Annotated in this window: 20 protein-coding genes; 9 read left to right on the forward strand and 11 right to left on the reverse strand. The window is 62.1% G+C overall.

Features of this window, described 5'->3' with window-relative positions; genetic code table 11:
- Nucleotides 1-138 precede the first annotated feature (138 nt).
- Complete coding sequence (locus AC1RLZ_RS03650) at nt 139-714, reverse strand: glutathione peroxidase (RefSeq protein ID WP_493187534.1); 576 nt, start codon at nt 712-714, stop codon at nt 139-141.
- Nucleotides 715-810: 96 nt separating this feature from the next.
- A complete protein-coding gene (locus AC1RLZ_RS03655) occupies nt 811-2,427 on the reverse strand; it encodes a L,D-transpeptidase (protein ID WP_493187496.1) in 1,617 nt (538 codons plus the stop codon).
- Between the two features lie 195 nt (nt 2,428-2,622).
- On the opposite strand from AC1RLZ_RS03655, the gene AC1RLZ_RS03660 reads away from it, so the two are divergent.
- From AC1RLZ_RS03660 to AC1RLZ_RS03675, 4 genes are all read left to right on the forward strand, one after another.
- Nucleotides 2,623-3,171: a CreA family protein gene (locus tag AC1RLZ_RS03660; protein WP_493187497.1), complete on the forward strand. Its 549-nt coding sequence runs from the start codon at nt 2,623-2,625 to the stop codon at nt 3,169-3,171.
- Nucleotides 3,172-3,842: 671 nt separating this feature from the next.
- Nucleotides 3,843-4,172 (forward strand): hypothetical protein, encoded by a 330-nt coding sequence (locus tag AC1RLZ_RS03665; protein ID WP_493187535.1) that lies wholly within the window; start codon nt 3,843-3,845, stop codon nt 4,170-4,172.
- Between the two features lie 165 nt (nt 4,173-4,337).
- Nucleotides 4,338-4,511, forward strand: a complete 174-nt coding sequence (locus AC1RLZ_RS03670) for a hypothetical protein (protein ID WP_493187498.1) — start codon at nt 4,338-4,340, stop codon at nt 4,509-4,511.
- Nucleotides 4,511-5,347, forward strand: coding sequence for an SDR family NAD(P)-dependent oxidoreductase (locus AC1RLZ_RS03675; protein ID WP_493187499.1), 837 nt, complete (start codon nt 4,511-4,513; stop codon nt 5,345-5,347). The genes AC1RLZ_RS03670 and AC1RLZ_RS03675 overlap by 1 nt, the downstream gene beginning before the upstream one ends.
- A 30-nt stretch (nt 5,348-5,377) precedes the next feature.
- Here the strand turns inward: AC1RLZ_RS03675 and AC1RLZ_RS03680 are convergent, their stop codons facing one another.
- From AC1RLZ_RS03680 to pdxR, 3 genes are all read right to left on the reverse strand, one after another.
- Nucleotides 5,378-5,623, reverse strand: a complete 246-nt coding sequence (locus AC1RLZ_RS03680; protein WP_371420979.1) for a DUF6719 family protein — start codon at nt 5,621-5,623, stop codon at nt 5,378-5,380.
- 13 nt (nt 5,624-5,636) lie between these two features.
- Nucleotides 5,637-5,789, reverse strand: coding sequence for a hypothetical protein (locus AC1RLZ_RS03685; protein ID WP_165826841.1), 153 nt, complete (start codon nt 5,787-5,789; stop codon nt 5,637-5,639).
- Between the two features lie 119 nt (nt 5,790-5,908).
- Nucleotides 5,909-7,402, reverse strand: coding sequence for a MocR-like pyridoxine biosynthesis transcription factor PdxR (pdxR, locus tag AC1RLZ_RS03690; RefSeq protein ID WP_493187500.1), 1,494 nt, complete (start codon nt 7,400-7,402; stop codon nt 5,909-5,911).
- Nucleotides 7,403-7,508: 106 nt separating this feature from the next.
- Here pdxR and AC1RLZ_RS03695 point away from each other — a divergent pair, with 106 nt between their 5' ends.
- On the forward strand, nt 7,509-8,231 hold the full coding sequence (locus tag AC1RLZ_RS03695) for a pyridoxamine 5'-phosphate oxidase family protein (RefSeq protein ID WP_493187536.1): 723 nt from the start codon (nt 7,509-7,511) through the stop codon (nt 8,229-8,231).
- A gap of 42 nt (nt 8,232-8,273) precedes the next feature.
- Here AC1RLZ_RS03695 and AC1RLZ_RS03700 read toward each other — a convergent pair whose 3' ends face one another.
- Entirely contained in the window at nt 8,274-9,056 is a 783-nt protein-coding gene (locus AC1RLZ_RS03700) for a cobalamin-binding protein (protein WP_493187537.1), read from the reverse strand.
- A gap of 113 nt (nt 9,057-9,169) precedes the next feature.
- Here AC1RLZ_RS03700 and AC1RLZ_RS03705 point away from each other — a divergent pair, with 113 nt between their 5' ends.
- Together AC1RLZ_RS03705 and AC1RLZ_RS03710 are read left to right on the forward strand one after the other, a co-directional pair.
- Nucleotides 9,170-9,568: a PaaI family thioesterase gene (locus tag AC1RLZ_RS03705; RefSeq protein WP_371420976.1), complete on the forward strand. Its 399-nt coding sequence runs from the start codon at nt 9,170-9,172 to the stop codon at nt 9,566-9,568.
- Nucleotides 9,569-9,741: 173 nt separating this feature from the next.
- Nucleotides 9,742-10,374, forward strand: coding sequence for a GNAT family N-acetyltransferase (locus AC1RLZ_RS03710; RefSeq protein ID WP_493187501.1), 633 nt, complete (start codon nt 9,742-9,744; stop codon nt 10,372-10,374).
- A gap of 88 nt (nt 10,375-10,462) precedes the next feature.
- Here the strand turns inward: AC1RLZ_RS03710 and AC1RLZ_RS03715 are convergent, their stop codons facing one another.
- The gene (locus AC1RLZ_RS03715) at nt 10,463-10,762 is read right to left on the reverse strand and encodes a hypothetical protein (protein WP_089263988.1); all 300 of its coding nucleotides are present in this window, start codon (nt 10,760-10,762) and stop codon (nt 10,463-10,465) included.
- A 126-nt stretch (nt 10,763-10,888) separates the two neighbouring features.
- Nucleotides 10,889-11,572, reverse strand: a complete 684-nt coding sequence (locus AC1RLZ_RS03720; RefSeq protein WP_493187502.1) for a DUF2161 domain-containing phosphodiesterase — start codon at nt 11,570-11,572, stop codon at nt 10,889-10,891.
- Between the two features lie 129 nt (nt 11,573-11,701).
- Here AC1RLZ_RS03720 and AC1RLZ_RS03725 point away from each other — a divergent pair, with 129 nt between their 5' ends.
- Both AC1RLZ_RS03725 and AC1RLZ_RS03730 read left to right on the forward strand, forming a co-directional pair.
- Nucleotides 11,702-12,181: an MgtC/SapB family protein gene (locus AC1RLZ_RS03725; protein WP_493187503.1), complete on the forward strand. Its 480-nt coding sequence runs from the start codon at nt 11,702-11,704 to the stop codon at nt 12,179-12,181.
- Nucleotides 12,182-12,445: 264 nt separating this feature from the next.
- Nucleotides 12,446-14,542: a DEAD/DEAH box helicase gene (locus tag AC1RLZ_RS03730; protein WP_493187504.1), complete on the forward strand. Its 2,097-nt coding sequence runs from the start codon at nt 12,446-12,448 to the stop codon at nt 14,540-14,542.
- 1 nt (nt 14,543) lies between these two features.
- Here AC1RLZ_RS03730 and fabG read toward each other — a convergent pair whose 3' ends face one another.
- From fabG to AC1RLZ_RS03745, 3 genes are all read right to left on the reverse strand, one after another.
- Nucleotides 14,544-15,224 (reverse strand): 3-oxoacyl-ACP reductase FabG, encoded by a 681-nt coding sequence (fabG, locus tag AC1RLZ_RS03735; RefSeq protein WP_493187505.1) that lies wholly within the window; start codon nt 15,222-15,224, stop codon nt 14,544-14,546.
- Between the two features lie 12 nt (nt 15,225-15,236).
- Nucleotides 15,237-16,454: a multidrug effflux MFS transporter gene (locus AC1RLZ_RS03740; RefSeq protein WP_493187506.1), complete on the reverse strand. Its 1,218-nt coding sequence runs from the start codon at nt 16,452-16,454 to the stop codon at nt 15,237-15,239.
- 106 nt (nt 16,455-16,560) lie between these two features.
- Complete coding sequence (locus tag AC1RLZ_RS03745) at nt 16,561-17,736, reverse strand: MFS transporter (RefSeq protein ID WP_493187538.1); 1,176 nt, start codon at nt 17,734-17,736, stop codon at nt 16,561-16,563.
- Nucleotides 17,737-18,010 lie beyond the last annotated feature (274 nt).

Consider the following 18,010-nt stretch of genomic DNA (forward strand, 5'->3'; position numbering starts at 1 on the left):
GAACTGCCATCAGCGTCGTCAGCGAAATGGCCGGGCTGATCCAGATGGTTGTGGCCGCAATTCTAGCGCGATTTCCGGCGGTACCGCTATGGCAACGGACCTTATCCCCAGTCAGCGCCAGGATAGGTATCGAACGGCTCAAGCCGCGGTAAGGGCACGTCCGACGGCGGTCTTGATGCGAGTATCGGTCGGTTCGAATTCGGAGGCAAAGGAGTCGGTGAGATAGCCATCACGGCCGACCAGATATTTGTGGAAGTTCCACCGCGGCAGGTCGCGCGGCCGTGCCTCTGCCGCCCATTTGTAGAACGGATGCGCGTTCGGCCCCTTCACGACGGTCTTGGACGCCATCGGGAAGCCGATGCCGAAATGTCCTTCGGCGACATCGGCGATCTCCTTTGTCCCGCCTGGCTCTTGCCCGCCGAAGTCGTTGGAGGGCACGCCGATGATCATCAACCCGCGATCGCGGAACTCGGTCCACAGCGTCTGAAGTCCGGCATATTGCGGGGTGAAGCCACATTGCGAGGCGGTGTTGACCACCATGATCGGACGACCGGCGTAATCGGAGAGCTTGATGTCGCCGCCCTTGAGGCCGGGAAACGAGAAGCCATAGGCGGTCATGCGGCTTACGGCGCCTTGCGCCGATGCATGGCGCGACAAGGCGGCAGCACTCGCTGCGCCGAGCACCGTCGTCAGTATCTGCCTGCGATTGATCATCGCCATTTGTCGTAGCCCATCCTGTTTCGCGAGCAGAGTAGCGGCATCTCGCCGATGACGCACTCAACAAGCTGTTACAGGGCGGGAGCTGCGAGGCTAGCGCAGCGGCACCACGAATTCGGTGCCCTGGCCAGTTTCGCCGCCGGCGGCGATGCCCTGATCTGACACAACGATGGAGCCGCCGGTCGCCAGCGCTTCGGTAATCTGCGCCATGGCGTCCGCAGGGATCGTCAGGCGGTCGAGCGCTTCGGCAGCGCTGTTCGGCAGCGGCCGGGTTTTGACCTCAACCGCACCGGTGGATTTGCGGCGACGCGAGACGTTGTCGTCCTCGTCGGCGCGACGCGGGACCGCAGGCAGCGATACCGCGGTCCAGTGGAACGCCTTGGCGTCATCCTTGTCGATGCGGGCCGTGAACACATGGGTGCCGAGGGGGCGGTCGCTGGGCTTGATCGCGATCGGTATCTCGAACAGCGGCGCGAAATTCTGCCGCACATAGAGCTTGCCGTCCTTGCCGCTGACCAGCACGGCGATCTGACCGATACGCTTCGGCTGCGCATCGGCGGCAGGCGCCGCAGGCATCTCGGCCCTGGCTGAATCGGCGGGGCGCGTTTCGTCCTTTTTGGCGTCGGGCGCAGAGGCGGCTACCGGTGCCGTGCTAGACATTGCGACTTCAGTCTTCGGTGCTTCTGTCTTGGCAGCTTCAATCTTGGCCGGTGCTTCCGCGACGGCCTCAGCCGATTTGACCTCGGGCGTCGGCAGTTCGACCACTTTGGCAATGGCGGCGTCGAGATCGCGGCGCGTCATGATTTCGGGTTCGGCGGCCTTGACGGTGCCTTCGACCTTTGCCGGTGTTGCGTCCGTCATTACGGTCTTTGGCGCCGGTTTTGCCAGCGCATTGCTGGCATCGGCGGTCTGGGTCTTGGCGCGGTCGGTGGCAGACGGTTTCAGGCCGAGATCCTCGGGCTTCGCATCCACAGAGACCTTGTCGACCTTCGGCGTCGTCTGGACGTCCTGGGGTGCCGCAGCTGCGACCGGAACCGGTGCAGGCTTCTGCGCGGCGAGGAGGGGGTGGGAAAATTCCGCAGGCGAGATTTCGCCGGGTGTGATGATCACGCGGGCGCCCATGCGGGTCCAACCCCAGATCTTCGTCGCAAAGGCCATCGGCATGCGGATGCAGCCGTGGGAGGCCGCATAGCCCGGTAGGGCGCCGGCGTGCAGCGCGATGCCCGACCACGTGATACGCTGCATGTAAGGCATCGGCGCGCCGCTATAGATATTGGAGCGGTGCCATTTGTTCTTCTGGATGATGCTGAACACGCCCATGGGGGTGGAATGGCCGCGCATGCCGGTGGAGACCGGCGTCTCCGCGAAAAGGCCGTTGGCGTCGAATACCCGCAGCGTTTGCCGCTCGATCGAGATGTTGATCACCAGCGGGCCGACTGGCTTGGCGTGTTCCTTGACCTGTTTTTCAAGTTTGGCGCCGAGCCGCTTCAGCTTTTTCTGGCGCTGCTGCGGTTGTGGCGCCGGGGGCTCGATCTCCCGCATGATCATCGGGTTTTCGTCGGTCCAGAACACCGCGGCATCGGCAGGCGCTGCAGCGGCAATGCCGGCCATGGCGACGAGCGCGATCCGCAGGAGGCTGCCGGAAAAAATCGTGCTGCTCAGAAGACGGCTCCAATCCGCTGGTTCACGCGATAAATGAAATGCGGCCACGCCAGTATCCTCGAATCCATCTCAAAACATTAGTCTCGCAGACGCGAGATGGGTTCACCAGCATGAGTGATCTGGCTACCGCTGAGTCGGGATCAGGGTAGCAAAAAAGCCTCACATTGAATTAACAACGGCCCATCGCGGCTTCCGAATCCGGTTGGAATGCCTACATATTTCGGATCGCTCACGGAGAGTTGCATGACATTTAATGGATCTGGCGCACGTGCCAAGGCGCTGCGGCGCAGCGTTCTGGTGCTGTCGGCACTGACGGTGTTCGCTTCGATCCCGGCACAGGCTGCGGATGAGCCGGATCTGATCTTCCGGCGCTCCACCGTGTTCAAATGGCTCAGCCCCAACGACAAGCTGGCGACCTACGGAGTCGATGATCCGGAAGTCGAAGGTGTCGCCTGCCACTTCACGGTGCCTGAAAAGGGCGGCTTCAAGGGATGGCTCGGTCTGGCCGAAGAGGTCTCGGACATCTCGCTGGCCTGCCGGCAGATCGGCCCCATCAAGTTCAGGACCAAGAGCGATCAGGGCGAGGACATGTTCCGCCAGCGCCGGAGCCTTTTCTTCAAGAAAATGCAGATCGTCCGTGGCTGCGACGCCAAGCGAAACGTGTTGGTCTATATGGTCTATTCGGACAGGATCATCGAAGGTTCGCCGAAGAACTCGACGTCATCGGTCCCGATCATGCCCTGGGGGCAGACAGATACCGCCATCGAGAAGTGCGGCGACTTCATCAAATAACAGCGTCGGTCGATCCGGATCGATCCGCTGCCGCTATTCGACCGGGTGAGTAATCGCACGCTTCGTGCGAAGGCGGTCCCAGGACTGTTGGGGCTGCGGGTCTCGGTGGCCCACGAGCTGGACCAGCTGTTGCGGATAGCACTCGTTGCCGTGCGAGCCGTAGCCCTGCTGCGACATGGCGCCTTGGCATTTGGCGCGCGGGCGGACTGTGGAGATCAGTGGCCGTCCGGGTGCGCTGATCGGGGTATCCTTGCCAACGTCGTTGTTGCCGGTTCCCACGACTGCATTCCTTCTCTTCGAGGTGAACAGAAACGCGCAGTCGCCTGAAAAGGTTGCATACGCTCTCCTGAAGTCGCTTTAGCCGCGTTTCGGTTCAGTTTTGTTAAGGGCGTGCGACAGCCAGACGATCTTTCAAAGCATCCTTTCCAAGACGTTCGCAGATTTGCCGCCCGGATTGTGTCGTCGGCATGGGCGCCACGAAACAATTCAGCAGGGCGACGAAACCATTTTCCTCTTGGGCCGCAGACGTGCCGAAACCCGCATTGGGTATCCATGGGCCAACGACGCGGCGGGCAGCGGGCGGACAACCGAGAAACGAAAAGAAAAGTTTTGAAATGACTCGACTGCGTGTTCTGACCGGCATTGTTGTCGCTGCCACCCTTGCAGGTTCCATGACGGGACGTGCGGCGCAGGCGCAGATCTGGTCGTGGCGGAAATTGCCGGACCAGCGCGGCGAATTCGTACGTCTGTGCTCACCACATATGGTCGGACGCTGGGCGCATCCGGAAGAGGTGTGTGGCTGCCTGCATGACCATGCCATAGCGACCGTGGAAGACGCCGATCTGCGCGAAGCACTGTTGCGGGGCATCAGCGAGCGCGGCGTGCCTACCATCGAGAAGGACTGGATCCCGGCATCGAAGCAGTCGATGATCAGCGCAACCTTCACGCAGATCGCCAAGCCGACCCTGCAATGCATGTATGATCCGGCACCGTTGGATTAGTACCGATCGATATCCAGCAATGGTTGATATCAAGTGATCGTTTTGCGTAGCATTGTCGCGCTGAAATGATCACGGATTTCTGTCTTTCCCTCTCGTCATCCCATCACCGCTGATGATACCGTTTAGCTGCGTCATCGTTAGTTCGGCGGGGAACGAGGGGTTTTTATGCGATTTGTCTCGATCTGTTTTTCTTGTGTATCAATATTTCTTTCCGGCGCGGCGTTGGCCGCAGACACCAGCAACCGAGACACAAACAAGAAAATTGTCATCATTATCGAGCATGGGGATGCCGTTCAGCCGATCCCGGAACAGTCCGCCAACAGCAACGGCATGTTCTGATGGATATGGCCCGGCCCCAGCGTGACGATCGATTGAAAGGCAAGGTCGCCATCATCACCGGCGCGGGGTCCCGCGGCGATGGTATCGGCAATGGTCGTGCCGCAGCAGTGCTGTTGGCGCGGCATGGTGCGCGCGTCGCTCTGGTTGATACCGACGTAGACGCCGCCGAGGAAACAGCGCGTTTGATCGCCGCGGAAGGCGGCGTCACGCAGATTTATGACGGCGATGTCAGTGACCGGGCGTCATGTGAGGCGATCGTCGAACGGACAGTCGAAGGCTTCGGACGGCTGGATATCCTCGTCAATAATGTCGGCCTCACCGGGCCGCGCGGCGACGCCGTCGAGGTCGACGATCTCGCCTGGGACAGCGCCATGCGCGTCAACGTCGCCTCGATGATGCTGATGGCGAAATATGCCATTCCGGAAATGATGAAGTCCGGCGGCGGCTCTATCATCAATTTGACATCGATCGCCGGTCTGCGCGGTGGCCATCCGAGCCTGCTGTATCCGACGTCGAAATCGGCGGTGATCGGCCTTACCAGGGCGATGGCGGCACATCACGGTCGCAGCGGCATTCGCGTCAACTGCATCGCGCCCGGCACGGTCTATACGCCGATGGTTGCGTCGCGTGGCATGAGCGATGAGATGCGTAAGGCGCGCGCAGCGGGCACGCTGCTCGGCACAGAAGGGACCGGCTGGGATATCGGCTATGGCGTCTTGTTTCTTGCCAGCGATGAAGCGCGCTGGATCACGGGGATCACGCTGGCGATCGATGGCGGTGCGAGTGTGGGCCAGACCGGGTCACCGGTGCCGCCAAGCGAGCCGCTGCGGCATTGATGAGCATGTCTTAGACTGGCGTGTCCTGGACTAGCGTGACTTGGTGCCGGCGCGGGGAACGCATTTGCGAACGCGCGTCACACCGGACGTGGTCAGCGTTGTGCCGGACACTTCCTTGATCTGGCCGGTGGGGCAGGAGCCGTCATCGACCAGAATGCGCTGGCCGAGGCGGACGTCAACGATATCCTGTTCGCGATTGACCTGATCGATCGCCAGCGCCGGCGTGGCCACCACAAGAGAAGCCAGAAGTCCTGATAGCCAGATTGCCGAGCGCATTGTGTGACCTTTGTTACTTGTTCTGGATCTTGAGACCGTCGGGGCCGACATTGATCTGCAGCCCGCTCGGTTCTTTCTTGGTCTGGTAGAGATTGTAGCCGAGGACGCCGATGCCGACGATGAGCGCGCCGATGATCAGATAGAGCACGTTGCGATTGCCGGACATGAGGTCTCCGTTGGGGCAGATAAGCCTGCGGGCATTTTGTTGGCCCGAAGTGTAGGGATGCGCGTCCGATTCTAGAAGCGCAGCGGTCGCCGGCCTCACGTGCCAGCCAGCCTCAAGTGCTAGCCCCCCGCGCGGGTTCCACGCGGTTTGGCCGCAGCGTGGCGATGGGCGCGTAAACTTGCCGCGGAAGCTTTCGCCAGCCTCTCGGCCGATGTGACAAGCTGACGAACGGGATGGCCTGCGAAGCCGAGCACGAAGCCCGGCGCGGGGCGGGCGCGCAGATAGGTATCGGCGAGCAACCAGCCCTCGACGCCGGCCGCCGCCCTGGCCTCTGCGGCGATTTCGAGCGGCGTCCTGGCTGCGAACTTCGCCACCAGATGCAGGCCTTGTGACGGCACCGGGACAGTGAGTTGACCATCCGAGGCGCGGGTCAATGTCGTTGCCAAGGCGTCGCGTGCCTCACGATAGACGTTGCGCATCTTGCGCAGGTTGGCTGCAAAGGCGCCGGAATTCAGCATGTCGGCGACGGCGCCTTCCATCAATGTGCCGGGAAAGCGGTCCATCGCCGCGCGCGCCGTCGTGACCGGGCCGATCAGGCGCTCGGGCAGGGCGCAGTAGCCGATGCGCAGACCGGGAAACAGCGTCTTCGCAAACGTGCCCATATAGATCACGCGCTGCAGGTGATCGATGCCGGCGAGCGAGAGCAACGGCGCGCCGTCATAGCGAAACTCGCTGTCGTAGTCGTCCTCGAAGATCCAGGCGCCCGCGTCCTTCGCCCAGTCCAGCAGTTCGAGCCGGCGCGGCATCGCCATTTGTACCCCAAGCGGAAACTGGTGCGATGGCGTGACATAGGCCGCGCGCGCATCTGGTGCGGCCGTGCGGCCCTTGGCGACGATCAGGCCGAAGTCATCGACCGGCACGGAGACGGGCCGCGCGCCGCAATGTTCGATCGATTTTCGTGCGGCGGGGTAACCGGGGTCCTCGCACCAGATCTGTTCACCCGGCTTGAGAATGGCTGACAGCACGATGCGCAGCCCATGCTGTGTGCCCGATGTCAGCATGATCTGATCGGGATTGCAGCGCAGTCCGCGCGCCGACAGAAGGTGATTGGCAATGGCGGTGCGTAGTTCATGGCTGCCGCGCGGATCGCCATAATGCAGATGCTCGGCGCCGAAAGCGCGCAGGCGGCGGCCGGCGAAAGCGCGAAAGCGGCGCAGCGCTTGCTCGTCAATATGGGTGCAACCGAGCGCCAGCGTGCCACGTTGCGGCGCTTCGATGGCGATCGCTTTGCTCGGTCTGCTGTCGACCCGCGCTGGGATTCGCGCCGCGACGAAGGTGCCGGAGCCGACGCGTGCGACGGCGAAGCCATCGGCGATCAGACGCTCATAGGCATTGGTGACGGCATTGCGCTGAAAGCCGGTTTGTTTTGCGAGACTACGCGACGGCGGCAGCGCTGCGCCGGGCTTGGCGACACCGCCGGTGATCGCATGACGGAGCGCCTGATAGAGACGGTCCTGCGACGAAGCGCCCTCAGCGATATGCGCGCCGGCGAGAGCGAGCGGCAGCTCGCTCTTCGAAATTGGCCTCGCCGAATTGGTCGGAATTTTTCGCATGGAATTGGCACTATCGCAGGCCAAATGGGCGGGTACAACAGTTTCGAACACTGCCAATCGACAGGGAATTACCGTGAGCACAGCCGAATTGAAGACCACTGAATCGATGGGGATTGACACCACGCCGTCCTATCCGCTCACAGCGCGCAACCGCGTGAAGCGACGCCACGATCGCGGATTTTACGACCACGAGACCGTGCATAAAATTCTCGATGCCTCGATGATGTGCCATGTCTCCTATGTGATCGACGGTCAGCCCTATTGCACGCCGACCTTTTTCTGGCGCGAGGGCACCAGGCTCTACTGGCACGGCAGCAGCGCCAGCCGCATGCTGAAGAACCAGACGGCACAGCAGCGCGTCTGTCTGACGGTGGCTTTTCTCGACAGCCTCGTGCTGGCACGCTGCGGCTTCAATCACTCGGCGGACTACCGTGCGGTGATGGCATTCGGAAATGCCTATCTCGTCACCGATCCCGACGAGAAGGAGCGGGCGGGCATCGCGATGGTCGACCGGTTTTTCCCGGATCGCACGGCCAGTCTGCGTGAAACCACGGCGCAGGAGATGAAGGCGACGTCGTTCATCGCCATGGAGATTGAGGAAGCATCGGCGAAGATCCGCGCCAAGGGTGTCGCCGACGACGACGAGGATTACGAGCTTCCGATCTATGCCGAACGTATTCCGGTGAAGACGGTGATTGGTGCGCCGGAGCCTTGCCCGCGGCTGTTGCCAGGTGTCGAACGACCGGCGTCATTGCAAGCCTATTCGGAAGGCCGGCTGCTCGAAGACGCGCTGACAGATGCCTATTTTCTGCAATACCCAAAGGGGTGAGGGGCGAGGATCTCAGGATGACGCCGTCGGTGCTCGTGCCGATTACGGCCACAACGCCGCAACGATCGCGTCCAGTCCATCCGTCAACGCCGCTGGTCCTGGTTGCAGGATCAGCGGCGATTTGATCTCATAGATGCGATTGTCGCGTATCGCGGGAATCTCGCTCCAGCCCGGACGCTGCCGGATTTTATCGGGCACGACTTTCTTGCCGCACCACGACGCGAGGATCACGTCCGGTGCTGCGGCAATCACGTCGGCTGGCATCACGATGCGATCCTTTGCGGCTTTCTGAAAGCGCAACTGCGGAAAAGCGTCTTCACCGCCGGCAATCTCGATCAGTTCGGACACCCAGCCGATTCCGGTGATCAGCGGATCGTCCCATTCCTCGAAATAGACGCGCGGTTTGGTCTGCCGCAAGTTTGCCGCAGCCTTGACGCTGGAAAGTCGCAGCTCAAAATGCGTTGCGAGCTGATTTGCGCGCTCACTCGCGCCGACCATGGCGCCGAGCATGCGGATCATCGCCAGAATGCCGGCGATGTCGCGTTGGTTGAACACATGGACGGCAACGCCGGCGCGTATGAGCTCTGCGGCAATCTCGGCCTGCAGATCGGAGAAGCACAACACAAGATCTGGATCGAGTGCGAGGATCTTCGGCATATCGGCCGAGATGAACGCAGACACCCGCGGTTTCTCGCGCCGCACCTGCGGCGGTCTTACCGCATAGCCGGAAACGCCGACGATGCGATCCTGTTCGCCGAGCAGATACAGCGTCTCCACGGTCTCTTCCGTGAGGCAAACGATCCGGCGTGGCGGGAAGTGGCGCATGATGCCGATATGCCTGTTAACAAAGGACTTGTCACGGCATGGTGTTGTGTCGTGAAGTTTCATCAAGCCCGCACGACGATGGGTAAGACAGGTTGCAGGGAGACGATGCCAGCATGACGCCACTCGACAAGATCCACAGCCTCGCGATGCCATTTTCCGTATCGATGGGCGTGACCTTTACCGATGCTGATCTGGAGCGCGTCGTTGCCACCATGCTGGTGCGCGAGGACCTGTGCACACTCGGCCATACGATCCATGGCGGGGCGGTGATGGCGCTCGCCGATGCGGTTGGTGCGGCGGCCACCGTTATCAATCTGCCGGAGGGCGCCAAGGGAACGACGACCATCGAGAGCAAGACCAATTTCACAGGCGGGGCGAAAGCTGGAAGCACCGTGCGTGCAATCGCAACGCCGGTTCATCGGGGGCGCAGAACGCAGGTGTGGCAGACCCGGATCGAGACCGAGGAAGGTAGACTGGTGGGCGTCGTGACGCAGACCCAACTAGTGCTGTAAGGCGGCGCTTGGCGCCTTAAGACTTTGTTAGTCTTGGGAAAATTGCATGGCTTACCTGCGGTCAGCGCTGGCAGGTGCGACATCAGCGCCCTTGTATTTTATGCTGCGACGCACAATATGGGGTGTCTAGGGAATTGACGCCTTTCCTCGAGGGCAACTTGAGGATTTGAACCATGTTAGACGCCGCCACTACCATCGCTATTTCGACCAGGGCTCCCGCCCGCGGACATGTGCGTGTCCTTGCAGCCCGCGAACTGCCGCTGTTCCGCGACCATCTTCTGAGGCTGGATCGCGAGAGCCGCCGCGATCGCTTCAACGGTTCGCTCGACGATGAATGGGTTGCGCGTTACGCCGAAAAATCCGTCAATACAGGCACCGTCATTCTCGTTTACTTCGAGGATGGCATCGTGCGCGGCGCCGCCGAACTGCATCAGGCCGATCTGTCGCCGGACTCGCTTCCCGAAATCGCCTTCAGCGTTGAGGCGTTGGTGCGCCGCAAGGGCGTCGGCAGCATCCTGTTCACCAAGCTGATCGCGAAGGCGCGGTCGATGGGCTACGCCAAGCTGCGCATCACCACTGGCGCACAGAACGACGCGATGCGTGCACTGGCCAACAAGTTCGGTGCGCACCTGTCATTTCGCCACGGCGAATCCACCGGAATCATAGACCTGCGCGACCCCACGGGCGCTGGCGTTGTGGCGCAGCCGAAGACGTCGGCGCTGGATGTGGCGCGCGCGGTGGCCGATTATAACCGGGCCTATTGGGGTCTATGGTTCAAGCTGGCGGGATGGGGCAAATCGTCCTGAGCCGAAAAACATTGCGACAAAGAAAAAGGCCTCGTGATGAAGGAGGCCTTTTTTGCGTCTGCGGGGAGGGCTGTAAGCGCCCTCAAAATCAGATGCGCTTGTCGTTGCCGAATTTGCGCGTCACGCGACGCTCCACGACCACCGAGCGCTGAGCGCCTTGTTCGCCTGCAATGACACGGGTCACGCGCAGCGTACCGGTCGAGCGATTGGCCTTCTTCACTTCGGCCTGCACGGCGTCGAACGGCATGCCCATCAGCGACGCAGCGATCTCTGCCTGCTGATCGAGATCCTCGGTGATACCCATCGCGGCGAAGATGGCTTCTTCAAGGGTGGGGGGATCGCGTCGCACACGCCGCGTTCCATATTTTGTATTCCAGTCTTCGCTCATCGCTCGCCTCAGTGTTGATTTGCGATACCTACGGGAGCAATTGTTGCATTGCAATATGGAACTTCTGCGACAAAGCAGCCATGCAAACTTGTTCCCACGAGATGGAAAAGAGTTCGCTTAGTAGCTTTATGACAAAGTGGACGGCGGGGCGGTATCTCGCTGGGGTTGCGGCCAGCGTTTCAGCGCTGCGTGGCCAGCGTCGGTCAGCGCATAAGTCCCGCGCGCGGGACTTTCGAACCAGCCATAGACATTGCGATGCAGGATTTTCTGCGCATCCGGATAGTCCGACGTGAGCTCACGTACCTTGCGCGGGCCGACGACGAGCATCGCCGCGCAGGCCAAGGCTTGCTGACGATAGGCCGTCATGATCGGGGCGCGCGTGCTGCCTCCAAGCGCTGGATCGCCCTGTCGTTTCTTGTGCTCGGTGATCAGGCGTGAACGTTTCTTCGGATTGCGTCGCGGCGCGACGGTGGCAGGCGCGACCAGAACTTCGACGCCGCCGGCTTCGGTAATTCCCAGCATGCCGAAACCGAGTCTGCGGCACAGGTTGCGGTAGCGCGCATCGCTTTCGCGGCCCTTGCCGCGGATGGAGAGTTTGGCCGCAACCCAGACTTCGTCGCAGGCGCCGGCGCGGTCGACAGCCTGCAGGATCAGCTCGAGATTGAAGCTGAGCTTGAGCTCGCCGATCACAACGAGCGGCGGATCGTCGCCATTCAGCGCCACAAGATCGCAGCCTGATATCTCGCCTTTGACCATAAAGCCAAGGCCTTCGAGGAAGCGTTTCACCGGAAGATAGAGCGAGGTTTCCAAAATCGAACTTCCGAGTCGAGGTCCATGAGACGATGCGCCGCTGCAACCGCGACTCACCGGCCGAGTTTATCCGGGTTGGCCCGCGGCGACACCCGAGGCGCCCAATCCCTTTGAGCGATCGGAGACTCGGTGAAGACCCTTCTGGAAATGTCGGACAGCTTTCATCTGTTGCCGCATCTGACCGCCATGTCGATCGCCTATGTTCTGGCGCTCCCTATCGGCTGGAATCGCGAGCGTGCCGAGCGCAGCGCCGGGCTGCGCACCTTTCCGCTGGTGGCGCTCGCCACCTGCGGCATTGTTCAGGCCACCGAAGGCGTTCTGAACGGTCATCCCGAAGGCACGGCGCGCATCATCGAAGGCCTGATGACCGGCATGGGCTTTATTGGCGGCGGCGCCATTCTGAAGGATAACGGTTCGGTGCGCGGTACCGCCACAGCGGCCAGTCTATGGGCGACCGGCGCGACCGGTGCAGCGGTCGGCCTCGGTGCTTACGATGTGGCGGTCGTCATCTCGCTGTTCACGTTCCTCACATTGTGGCTCCTGGTGCCTTTCAAGCAGGAGGGTCTGAAGACCGAAGAGGGCACCACGAAGCCTCACAGTGAAATATGAGCGACAAAATACCGGTGCTGGCGCAATTCTGTGAGGGTTAACCTCGAATCGCCCGATTTCGCCGGCACATGGCAGCAATGATTGGCCTTTTGCTGCGAAGCAGCGTAAAGCTCCTTCGATCCCGATACGCACCGGACTCCTGGACCCGACGTGACCGCCAACTGAAGGGCGGCAGATTCGTTTCCGTTTGGTCCCAAGTATTGATCCCGTGGATCCCAATGAGTCCGACCGCGACGCGGTCCGCTGCAACCAAGGTTTATATCTGTGTCATTTCTTTCGACTGGTCCGTCGCTCGCCCGCGCGTTGGCTGAGCGCAACTACAATGAATCCACCCCCGTCCAGGCCGCCGTCCTTGCTGACGATGCTGTTGGCCGCGATCTTCTCGTGTCGGCGCAGACAGGTTCCGGCAAGACGGTCGCCTACGGTCTGGCGATCGCCGACAATCTGCTCGAAGGCGCGGAGAAGCTGCCGAAGGCCGGATCGCCGCTGGCGCTGATCGTCGCGCCGACGCGCGAGCTTGCGCTGCAGGTTCATGGCGAACTGACCTGGCTCTATCAATATGCCGGCGCACGTGTCGTTTCCTGTGTGGGCGGTATGGATCCGCGCAAGGAGCAGCGCGAACTGGCGGCAGGTGCGCATATCGTTGTCGGTACGCCTGGCCGCCTGTGTGACCATCTGCGTCGCAACCGTCTCGACGTCTCCGAGCTGAAGGCCGTGGTGCTCGATGAAGCCGACGAAATGCTCGACATGGGCTTTCGTGAGGACATGGAGTTCATCCTCAAGACGACGCCTGCAACCCGTCGCACGCTGCTGTTCTCGGCAACGCTGCCGCGCGGCATTGCCAATCTGGCCAAGCAATATCAGCAGCAGGCCTTCCGCGTCGAAGTCGCTGGCACCGAAGGTGGCCACTCCGACATCGAATATCGCGCGATCCGGATTTCGCCGAACGATGTCGAACATGCCGTCGTCAACGTGCTCCGTTATTTTGAATCGCCGAGCAGTATTGTGTTCTGCAACACGCGCAATGCGGTGAACCATCTGCAGACGGTGCTGCTGGAGCGCGGTTTCTCGGTCGTCGCACTCTCGGGCGAACTGTCGCAGAACGAGCGCACCCATGCGCTGCAGGCGCTGCGTGACGGTCGCGCGCGTGTCTGTGTCGCTACCGACGTGGCTGCGCGCGGCATCGATCTTCCCAATCTCGGTCTCGTCATTCATTCCGATCTGCCGAACGATCCCGAAGTGATGCAGCATCGCTCGGGCCGTACCGGCCGCGCCGGCCGCAAGGGCGTCAGCGTTCTTTTGGTGCCGCCGTCGCGCCGTCGCCGGGCCGAGATGCTGCTCAATCTCGCCGGCACCGATGCAGTCTGGGGATCGGCACCGACCGTCGAGGAAATCCGGGTGCTCGATCAGCAGCGCATGCTGCAGGACACGCTGTTCACCGAAGAGTCCACCGAGGACGATCTGACGCTGGCGCGCGCGATGCTGGCCGAACGTTCGGCCGAGGAGATCGCAGCGGCGCTGGCGCGGCTGTATCGTTCGCGTCTGCCGTCGCCTGAAGACGTGCAGGATCCCGGCACGTTCCGTGGTCGCGAGGATCGCCCTGGCAGCCGTCGCCGGGACGAGGAAGGCGCGCCGGTCCGCAAGACCCCGAAGAAGAGCGAACCGATGGGCGAGGGCGCCAAGTGGTTCCGCGTCGCCATCGGCCGGCAGAAGAATGCCGAAGCGCGCTGGCTGCTGCCGATGATCTGCCGTCGCGGCGGCATCGAGAAGGCGGATATCGGCGCGATCAAGATCTATGACGGCAATTCGGAGTTCGAGATTTCGGCAGCCGCGGCCGAGAAGTTCGCGACCATGATCAAGCGTCCGGACAAGGAAGACAATATCCACATCGAGCCGCTGGCGAACGGTCCGGAAGGCGCGGTCGCATCGAGCCGCACGGCCCCGGAAGATCGCGACTATTCCAACAAGCGCCCGCGCAAGCCGAGCTTCAGATCCGATGGCGACCGTCCGGACTTCAAGGACAAGGGTGCCTATAAGGAGAAGTCCTGGAAGGACAAGCCGAAGAGCGACAAGCCTTATCAGGGTGACAAGCCGCGCTACGAGGGCAAACCGCGTTTCGACGACAAGCCGAAGTATGAAGGCAAGCCCAAGTTCGACGGCAAGCCGAAATACGATCCGCTGCGCGCCGACAAGCCGGCTTATGCAAAGCCGCGTAGCGAAGACACGCGTTACGAAGGCAAGCCGAAGTTCGAAAAGAAACCACGCGCGGACAAGCCGCCCTACGTCGCCAAGGCCAAGCGCGATGGCGGTGCGAATTTCTCCAAGCCTGCATTCGGCAAGAAGAAAAAGGCCCAGGCGTAAGTCAGACGCGCCCGCTCACCGGCAGTAATGCGCCGGTGACGGCGCTGGCGGCGTCGCTGGCCAAAAACAGGATTACGCTGGCGAGTTCATCCGGCGTGACCCATTTCGAAAAATCTGCAGTGGCCATGTCGCGCCGGTTTGCGGGCGTATCGATGGTCGAAGGCAATACGGCATTGACCGTGACCTTGCCCTTCAGTTCGGCGGCGAGCGTTTCCGTCAGCCGATGCACGCCAGCCTTCGAGGCGGCGTAAGGCCCCATGCCGGCGCCGGCCTGCAGCGCACCCATCGCACCGATATTGATGATCCGTCCGGCCTTCGACGACGTCAGATGCGGGATTGCCGCGCGCGACGCATTGAGGGCGGTGAGCAGGTTGAGCCGATGCATCGTCTCCCAGCTCTTGTTGCTGCCGTCGGCAACATTCTCGAAAGCGAACGCGCCGGCGATATTGATCAGCACATCGATCTTGCCGAACTGCTTGATCACCGCGGCGATGGCCGCGTCGGCTTGCGTGGCATCGGAGAGATCGACACCGCCGATCTGGAAACGATCTGGCGTTGACGCTGGCGTGTTGGCGGAATGGTCGATGGCGGCTACCGTTGCTCCGCCTGCGACGGCGCGTTCGAGCACGACCTGACCCAGCGCACCGGACGCTCCGGTGATGACGACGATCTTTCCGTTCATGGGCAACTCCTGTTACGCGCGATGATTCTGCCCGGAACTGGCCTTGGGCAATAGCCACAGATAGATCGCGCCGGCGGCGAGCGCCATACCGGCCATCAGGCCGGTCATGACCAGCGCCGGATGTCCGAAAGGCTCGAAAACGGCGATCATGGCGCTGGCGAAAGCGCCCATGACCATCTGCGTACATCGCATCACGCCGGCTGCCGCACCTGCGACATGCGGCAGGTTCTGCAAGGCTTCGTGGTTGGTGCTCGGCGCGAGCAGGCCGAAGGCAAAGATCGTGAGCGCCATCAGCGGCGTCAGCGACAGCGTGGTGACGGCGCCTGCAGGCACCAGAGCGAGTGCTGCAATAGCGCTCGCGATCATCACCAGCAGGCCAAAGGCGATGATCTTGCGCGAGGCGACATGACGACGGCTGAGTTGCCCTGATATCAGCGATGCCACCAGCACGCCGCAGGAGGTCAGACCGAACAGCAGCGAGAAGCTGGTCGTCGACAGGCCAAGGCTGCCGATCAAAACCGACGGCGCGCCGGAAATGAAGGCGAACATGCAGGCAAAGGCGCAGGCATAGAGCAGGGCATAACCGACAAAGCCGCGGTCGCCGAGAACGAAGCGATAGCTCTCGGCGAGCTGCCGCGGATTGAGGGAGCGGCGGTTCTCCACCGGCTGGGATTCCGCAAGACCGAAGCCGCCGACGATGAGGAGGGCCAAGCCGATGGCAGCCTGCACGGCATAGATGCTCCGCCAGTCGCTCACCGCCATGACCCAGCCGCCCAGCACCGGCGCCATCATCGGTGCGATGCCGAGCACCGCGGCGATCTGCGATAATTTCTGCCGTGCGATGGTGTGCTGGAAGAGATCGCGAACGATGGCAATCGGCAGGATGGCACAGGCGCCGGCGGCGAAGCCCTGCAGCAATCGAAACGCAAGCAGCACGGTGAAGGACGGCGCGAGCGCGCAGGCACCGGCCGCGATCGAGAACAGCAGCAGCCCATCCAGCAGGGTTGCGCGACGCCCGAAGCGGTCAGCCAAGGGGCCGCAAATCAGAGGTGAGATCGCAAAGCCCGCCAGGAACAGGCTGAGCGTCAGCGGCCCGCGTCCCGCGGCGTCGGCGAAACTCGCCTCGATCGCCGGAAGGCCCGGCAATCCCATGTCGATGGATAGCGGTGGCAGTGCGGTCAATGTGCCCAGAAAGGCGGTGAAGGCGAAACTGTCGCGCCTGAGGGCCAAAATCGATTCCTTGAAAATGCGAAAAATGCTTATGCGGTCGCGGCATTTGTCTCTACCGGAGCATGATCTTAGCCGAAAACCGGCATCCACTTTTCGGGATCATGCTCTATTCTGCCGGACTGATCTGCGCCGGCAAGATCCGGCGGTCAATGAGACTGCTCAGCGTGAGCCCAAGGCCGACTGTGGCGACGAGTGCTGCGAGCAGCGGCAGTTGCGCATAGTGCATGCCGGCATTGAGAGCGACGCCGCCGATCCATGCGCCGGTGGCGTTGCCGAGATTGAATGCGCCCTGGTTCAGGGTCGAGGCCAGGTTCGGCGCATCCGTGGCCGCATCGACCACCCAGATCTGCAGCGGCGAGACCAGCGCGAAAGCGATGCCGCCCCACAGGATCAGCAGCACCAGCGTCGGGAGCGCCATGTGCACCACAAGCGCGAGTGCGCCGAGCACGACGACGAGGCAGATGAAGGCGCCGATGATGGTCGAGAGCAGGTTGCGGTCCGCGAGGCGACCGCCGATCAGATTGCCGATGGTGAGGCCGACGCCGATCGCCAGCAATGCTCCCGTGACGCCATGCGGCGTGAGTCCGGTGACCTCTTCAAGCAGCGGCGTGATGTAGGTGAAGAGGCTGAACATGCTGACCGACGCGATGGTTGAGATCAGCATCGGCAGCAGCACAGGCCAGCGGCCGAGTGCGCGAAACTCTTTCGCCAGTCCGCCGCGTGTGCCCGGCATGCCCGATGGAACGAAACGCGTGATGGCGAGGAACGCGATGATGCCGATCGCCACCACGGCCCAGAACGCCACGCGCCAGCCTGCGGCCTGTCCGAGGGCTGTGCCGAACGGAACGCCCAGCACATTGGCCAGCGTCAGGCCGGCGAACATCAATGACACTGCTTGCGTTCGCTGTTCACGCGGCACCAGATTGCTCGCCACGACCGCGCCAATTCCGAAGAACGCGCCATGAGCGAAAGCCGTGACCACGCGCGCCAGCATCAGCAGCCAGTAATCCGGCGCAAGGGCGCAGCCGAGATTGCCGATGGTGAACAATGTCATCAGCGCGAGGAGAGCCGTCTTGCGCGGGATGCCCGCGGTCGCCATCGCCACGATCGGTGCGCCGATCACGACGCCCATGGCGTAACCCGAGACAAGATAGCCGGCCTGCGGAATGGTCACGGACAGGTTGCGCGCGACGTCCGGCAGCAGACCCATGATGACGAATTCAGTCGTGCCGATGCCGAAGGAAGCCGCAGCCAGCGCGAGAATAGGAAGGGAAAGTCGGATGGGTATTCTCCTGAGCGGAAATATTGCGATGCAATATCAGGAGATGTGTCACGACCTCAGCGATTTGGCGACCGCCTTGCGGGGGAGGCAGCATTGCGCGTCTCGGTCATCAAACTGTTGAGAGGCGATTCGATGGAACGGCTGTCAGCCCAAAATACGCTGACTGTGCGATCTCGGCGCGAATGCGGGAGGACGGCCTAGGGCCGATCGACATTCAGGATTCCCAAGAGGTTCAATCGCTGATTCATAGGGTTCCGTGATTTGCACGGAGCAG

The sequence above is a fragment of the Tardiphaga sp. GW822-FHT04G09 genome (assembly GCF_058800725.1).

Bases quoted from the DNA above. Each gene is read 5' to 3' on its own strand.
- fabG (WP_493187505.1), bottom strand. From the start codon at position 15,224: ATGAACGGAAAGATCGTCGTCATCACCGGAGCGTCCGGTGCGCTGGGT.
- AC1RLZ_RS03700 (WP_493187537.1), bottom strand. From the start codon at position 9,056: ATGCGCCACTTCCCGCCACGCCGGATCGTTTGCCTCACGGAAGAGACC.
- AC1RLZ_RS03670 (WP_493187498.1), top strand. From the start codon at position 4,338: ATGCGATTTGTCTCGATCTGTTTTTCTTGTGTATCAATATTTCTTTCC.
- AC1RLZ_RS03675 (WP_493187499.1), top strand. From the start codon at position 4,511: ATGGATATGGCCCGGCCCCAGCGTGACGATCGATTGAAAGGCAAGGTC.
- AC1RLZ_RS03715 (WP_089263988.1), bottom strand. From the start codon at position 10,762: ATGAGCGAAGACTGGAATACAAAATATGGAACGCGGCGTGTGCGACGC.
- AC1RLZ_RS03650 (WP_493187534.1), bottom strand. From the start codon at position 714: ATGATCAATCGCAGGCAGATACTGACGACGGTGCTCGGCGCAGCGAGT.
- AC1RLZ_RS03685 (WP_165826841.1), bottom strand. From the start codon at position 5,789: ATGTCCGGCAATCGCAACGTGCTCTATCTGATCATCGGCGCGCTCATC.
- AC1RLZ_RS03665 (WP_493187535.1), top strand. From the start codon at position 3,843: ATGACGGGACGTGCGGCGCAGGCGCAGATCTGGTCGTGGCGGAAATTG.
- AC1RLZ_RS03705 (WP_371420976.1), top strand. From the start codon at position 9,170: ATGACGCCACTCGACAAGATCCACAGCCTCGCGATGCCATTTTCCGTA.
- AC1RLZ_RS03710 (WP_493187501.1), top strand. From the start codon at position 9,742: ATGTTAGACGCCGCCACTACCATCGCTATTTCGACCAGGGCTCCCGCC.
- AC1RLZ_RS03695 (WP_493187536.1), top strand. From the start codon at position 7,509: ATGGGGATTGACACCACGCCGTCCTATCCGCTCACAGCGCGCAACCGC.
- AC1RLZ_RS03680 (WP_371420979.1), bottom strand. From the start codon at position 5,623: ATGCGCTCGGCAATCTGGCTATCAGGACTTCTGGCTTCTCTTGTGGTG.
- pdxR (WP_493187500.1), bottom strand. From the start codon at position 7,402: ATGCGAAAAATTCCGACCAATTCGGCGAGGCCAATTTCGAAGAGCGAG.
- AC1RLZ_RS03660 (WP_493187497.1), top strand. From the start codon at position 2,623: ATGACATTTAATGGATCTGGCGCACGTGCCAAGGCGCTGCGGCGCAGC.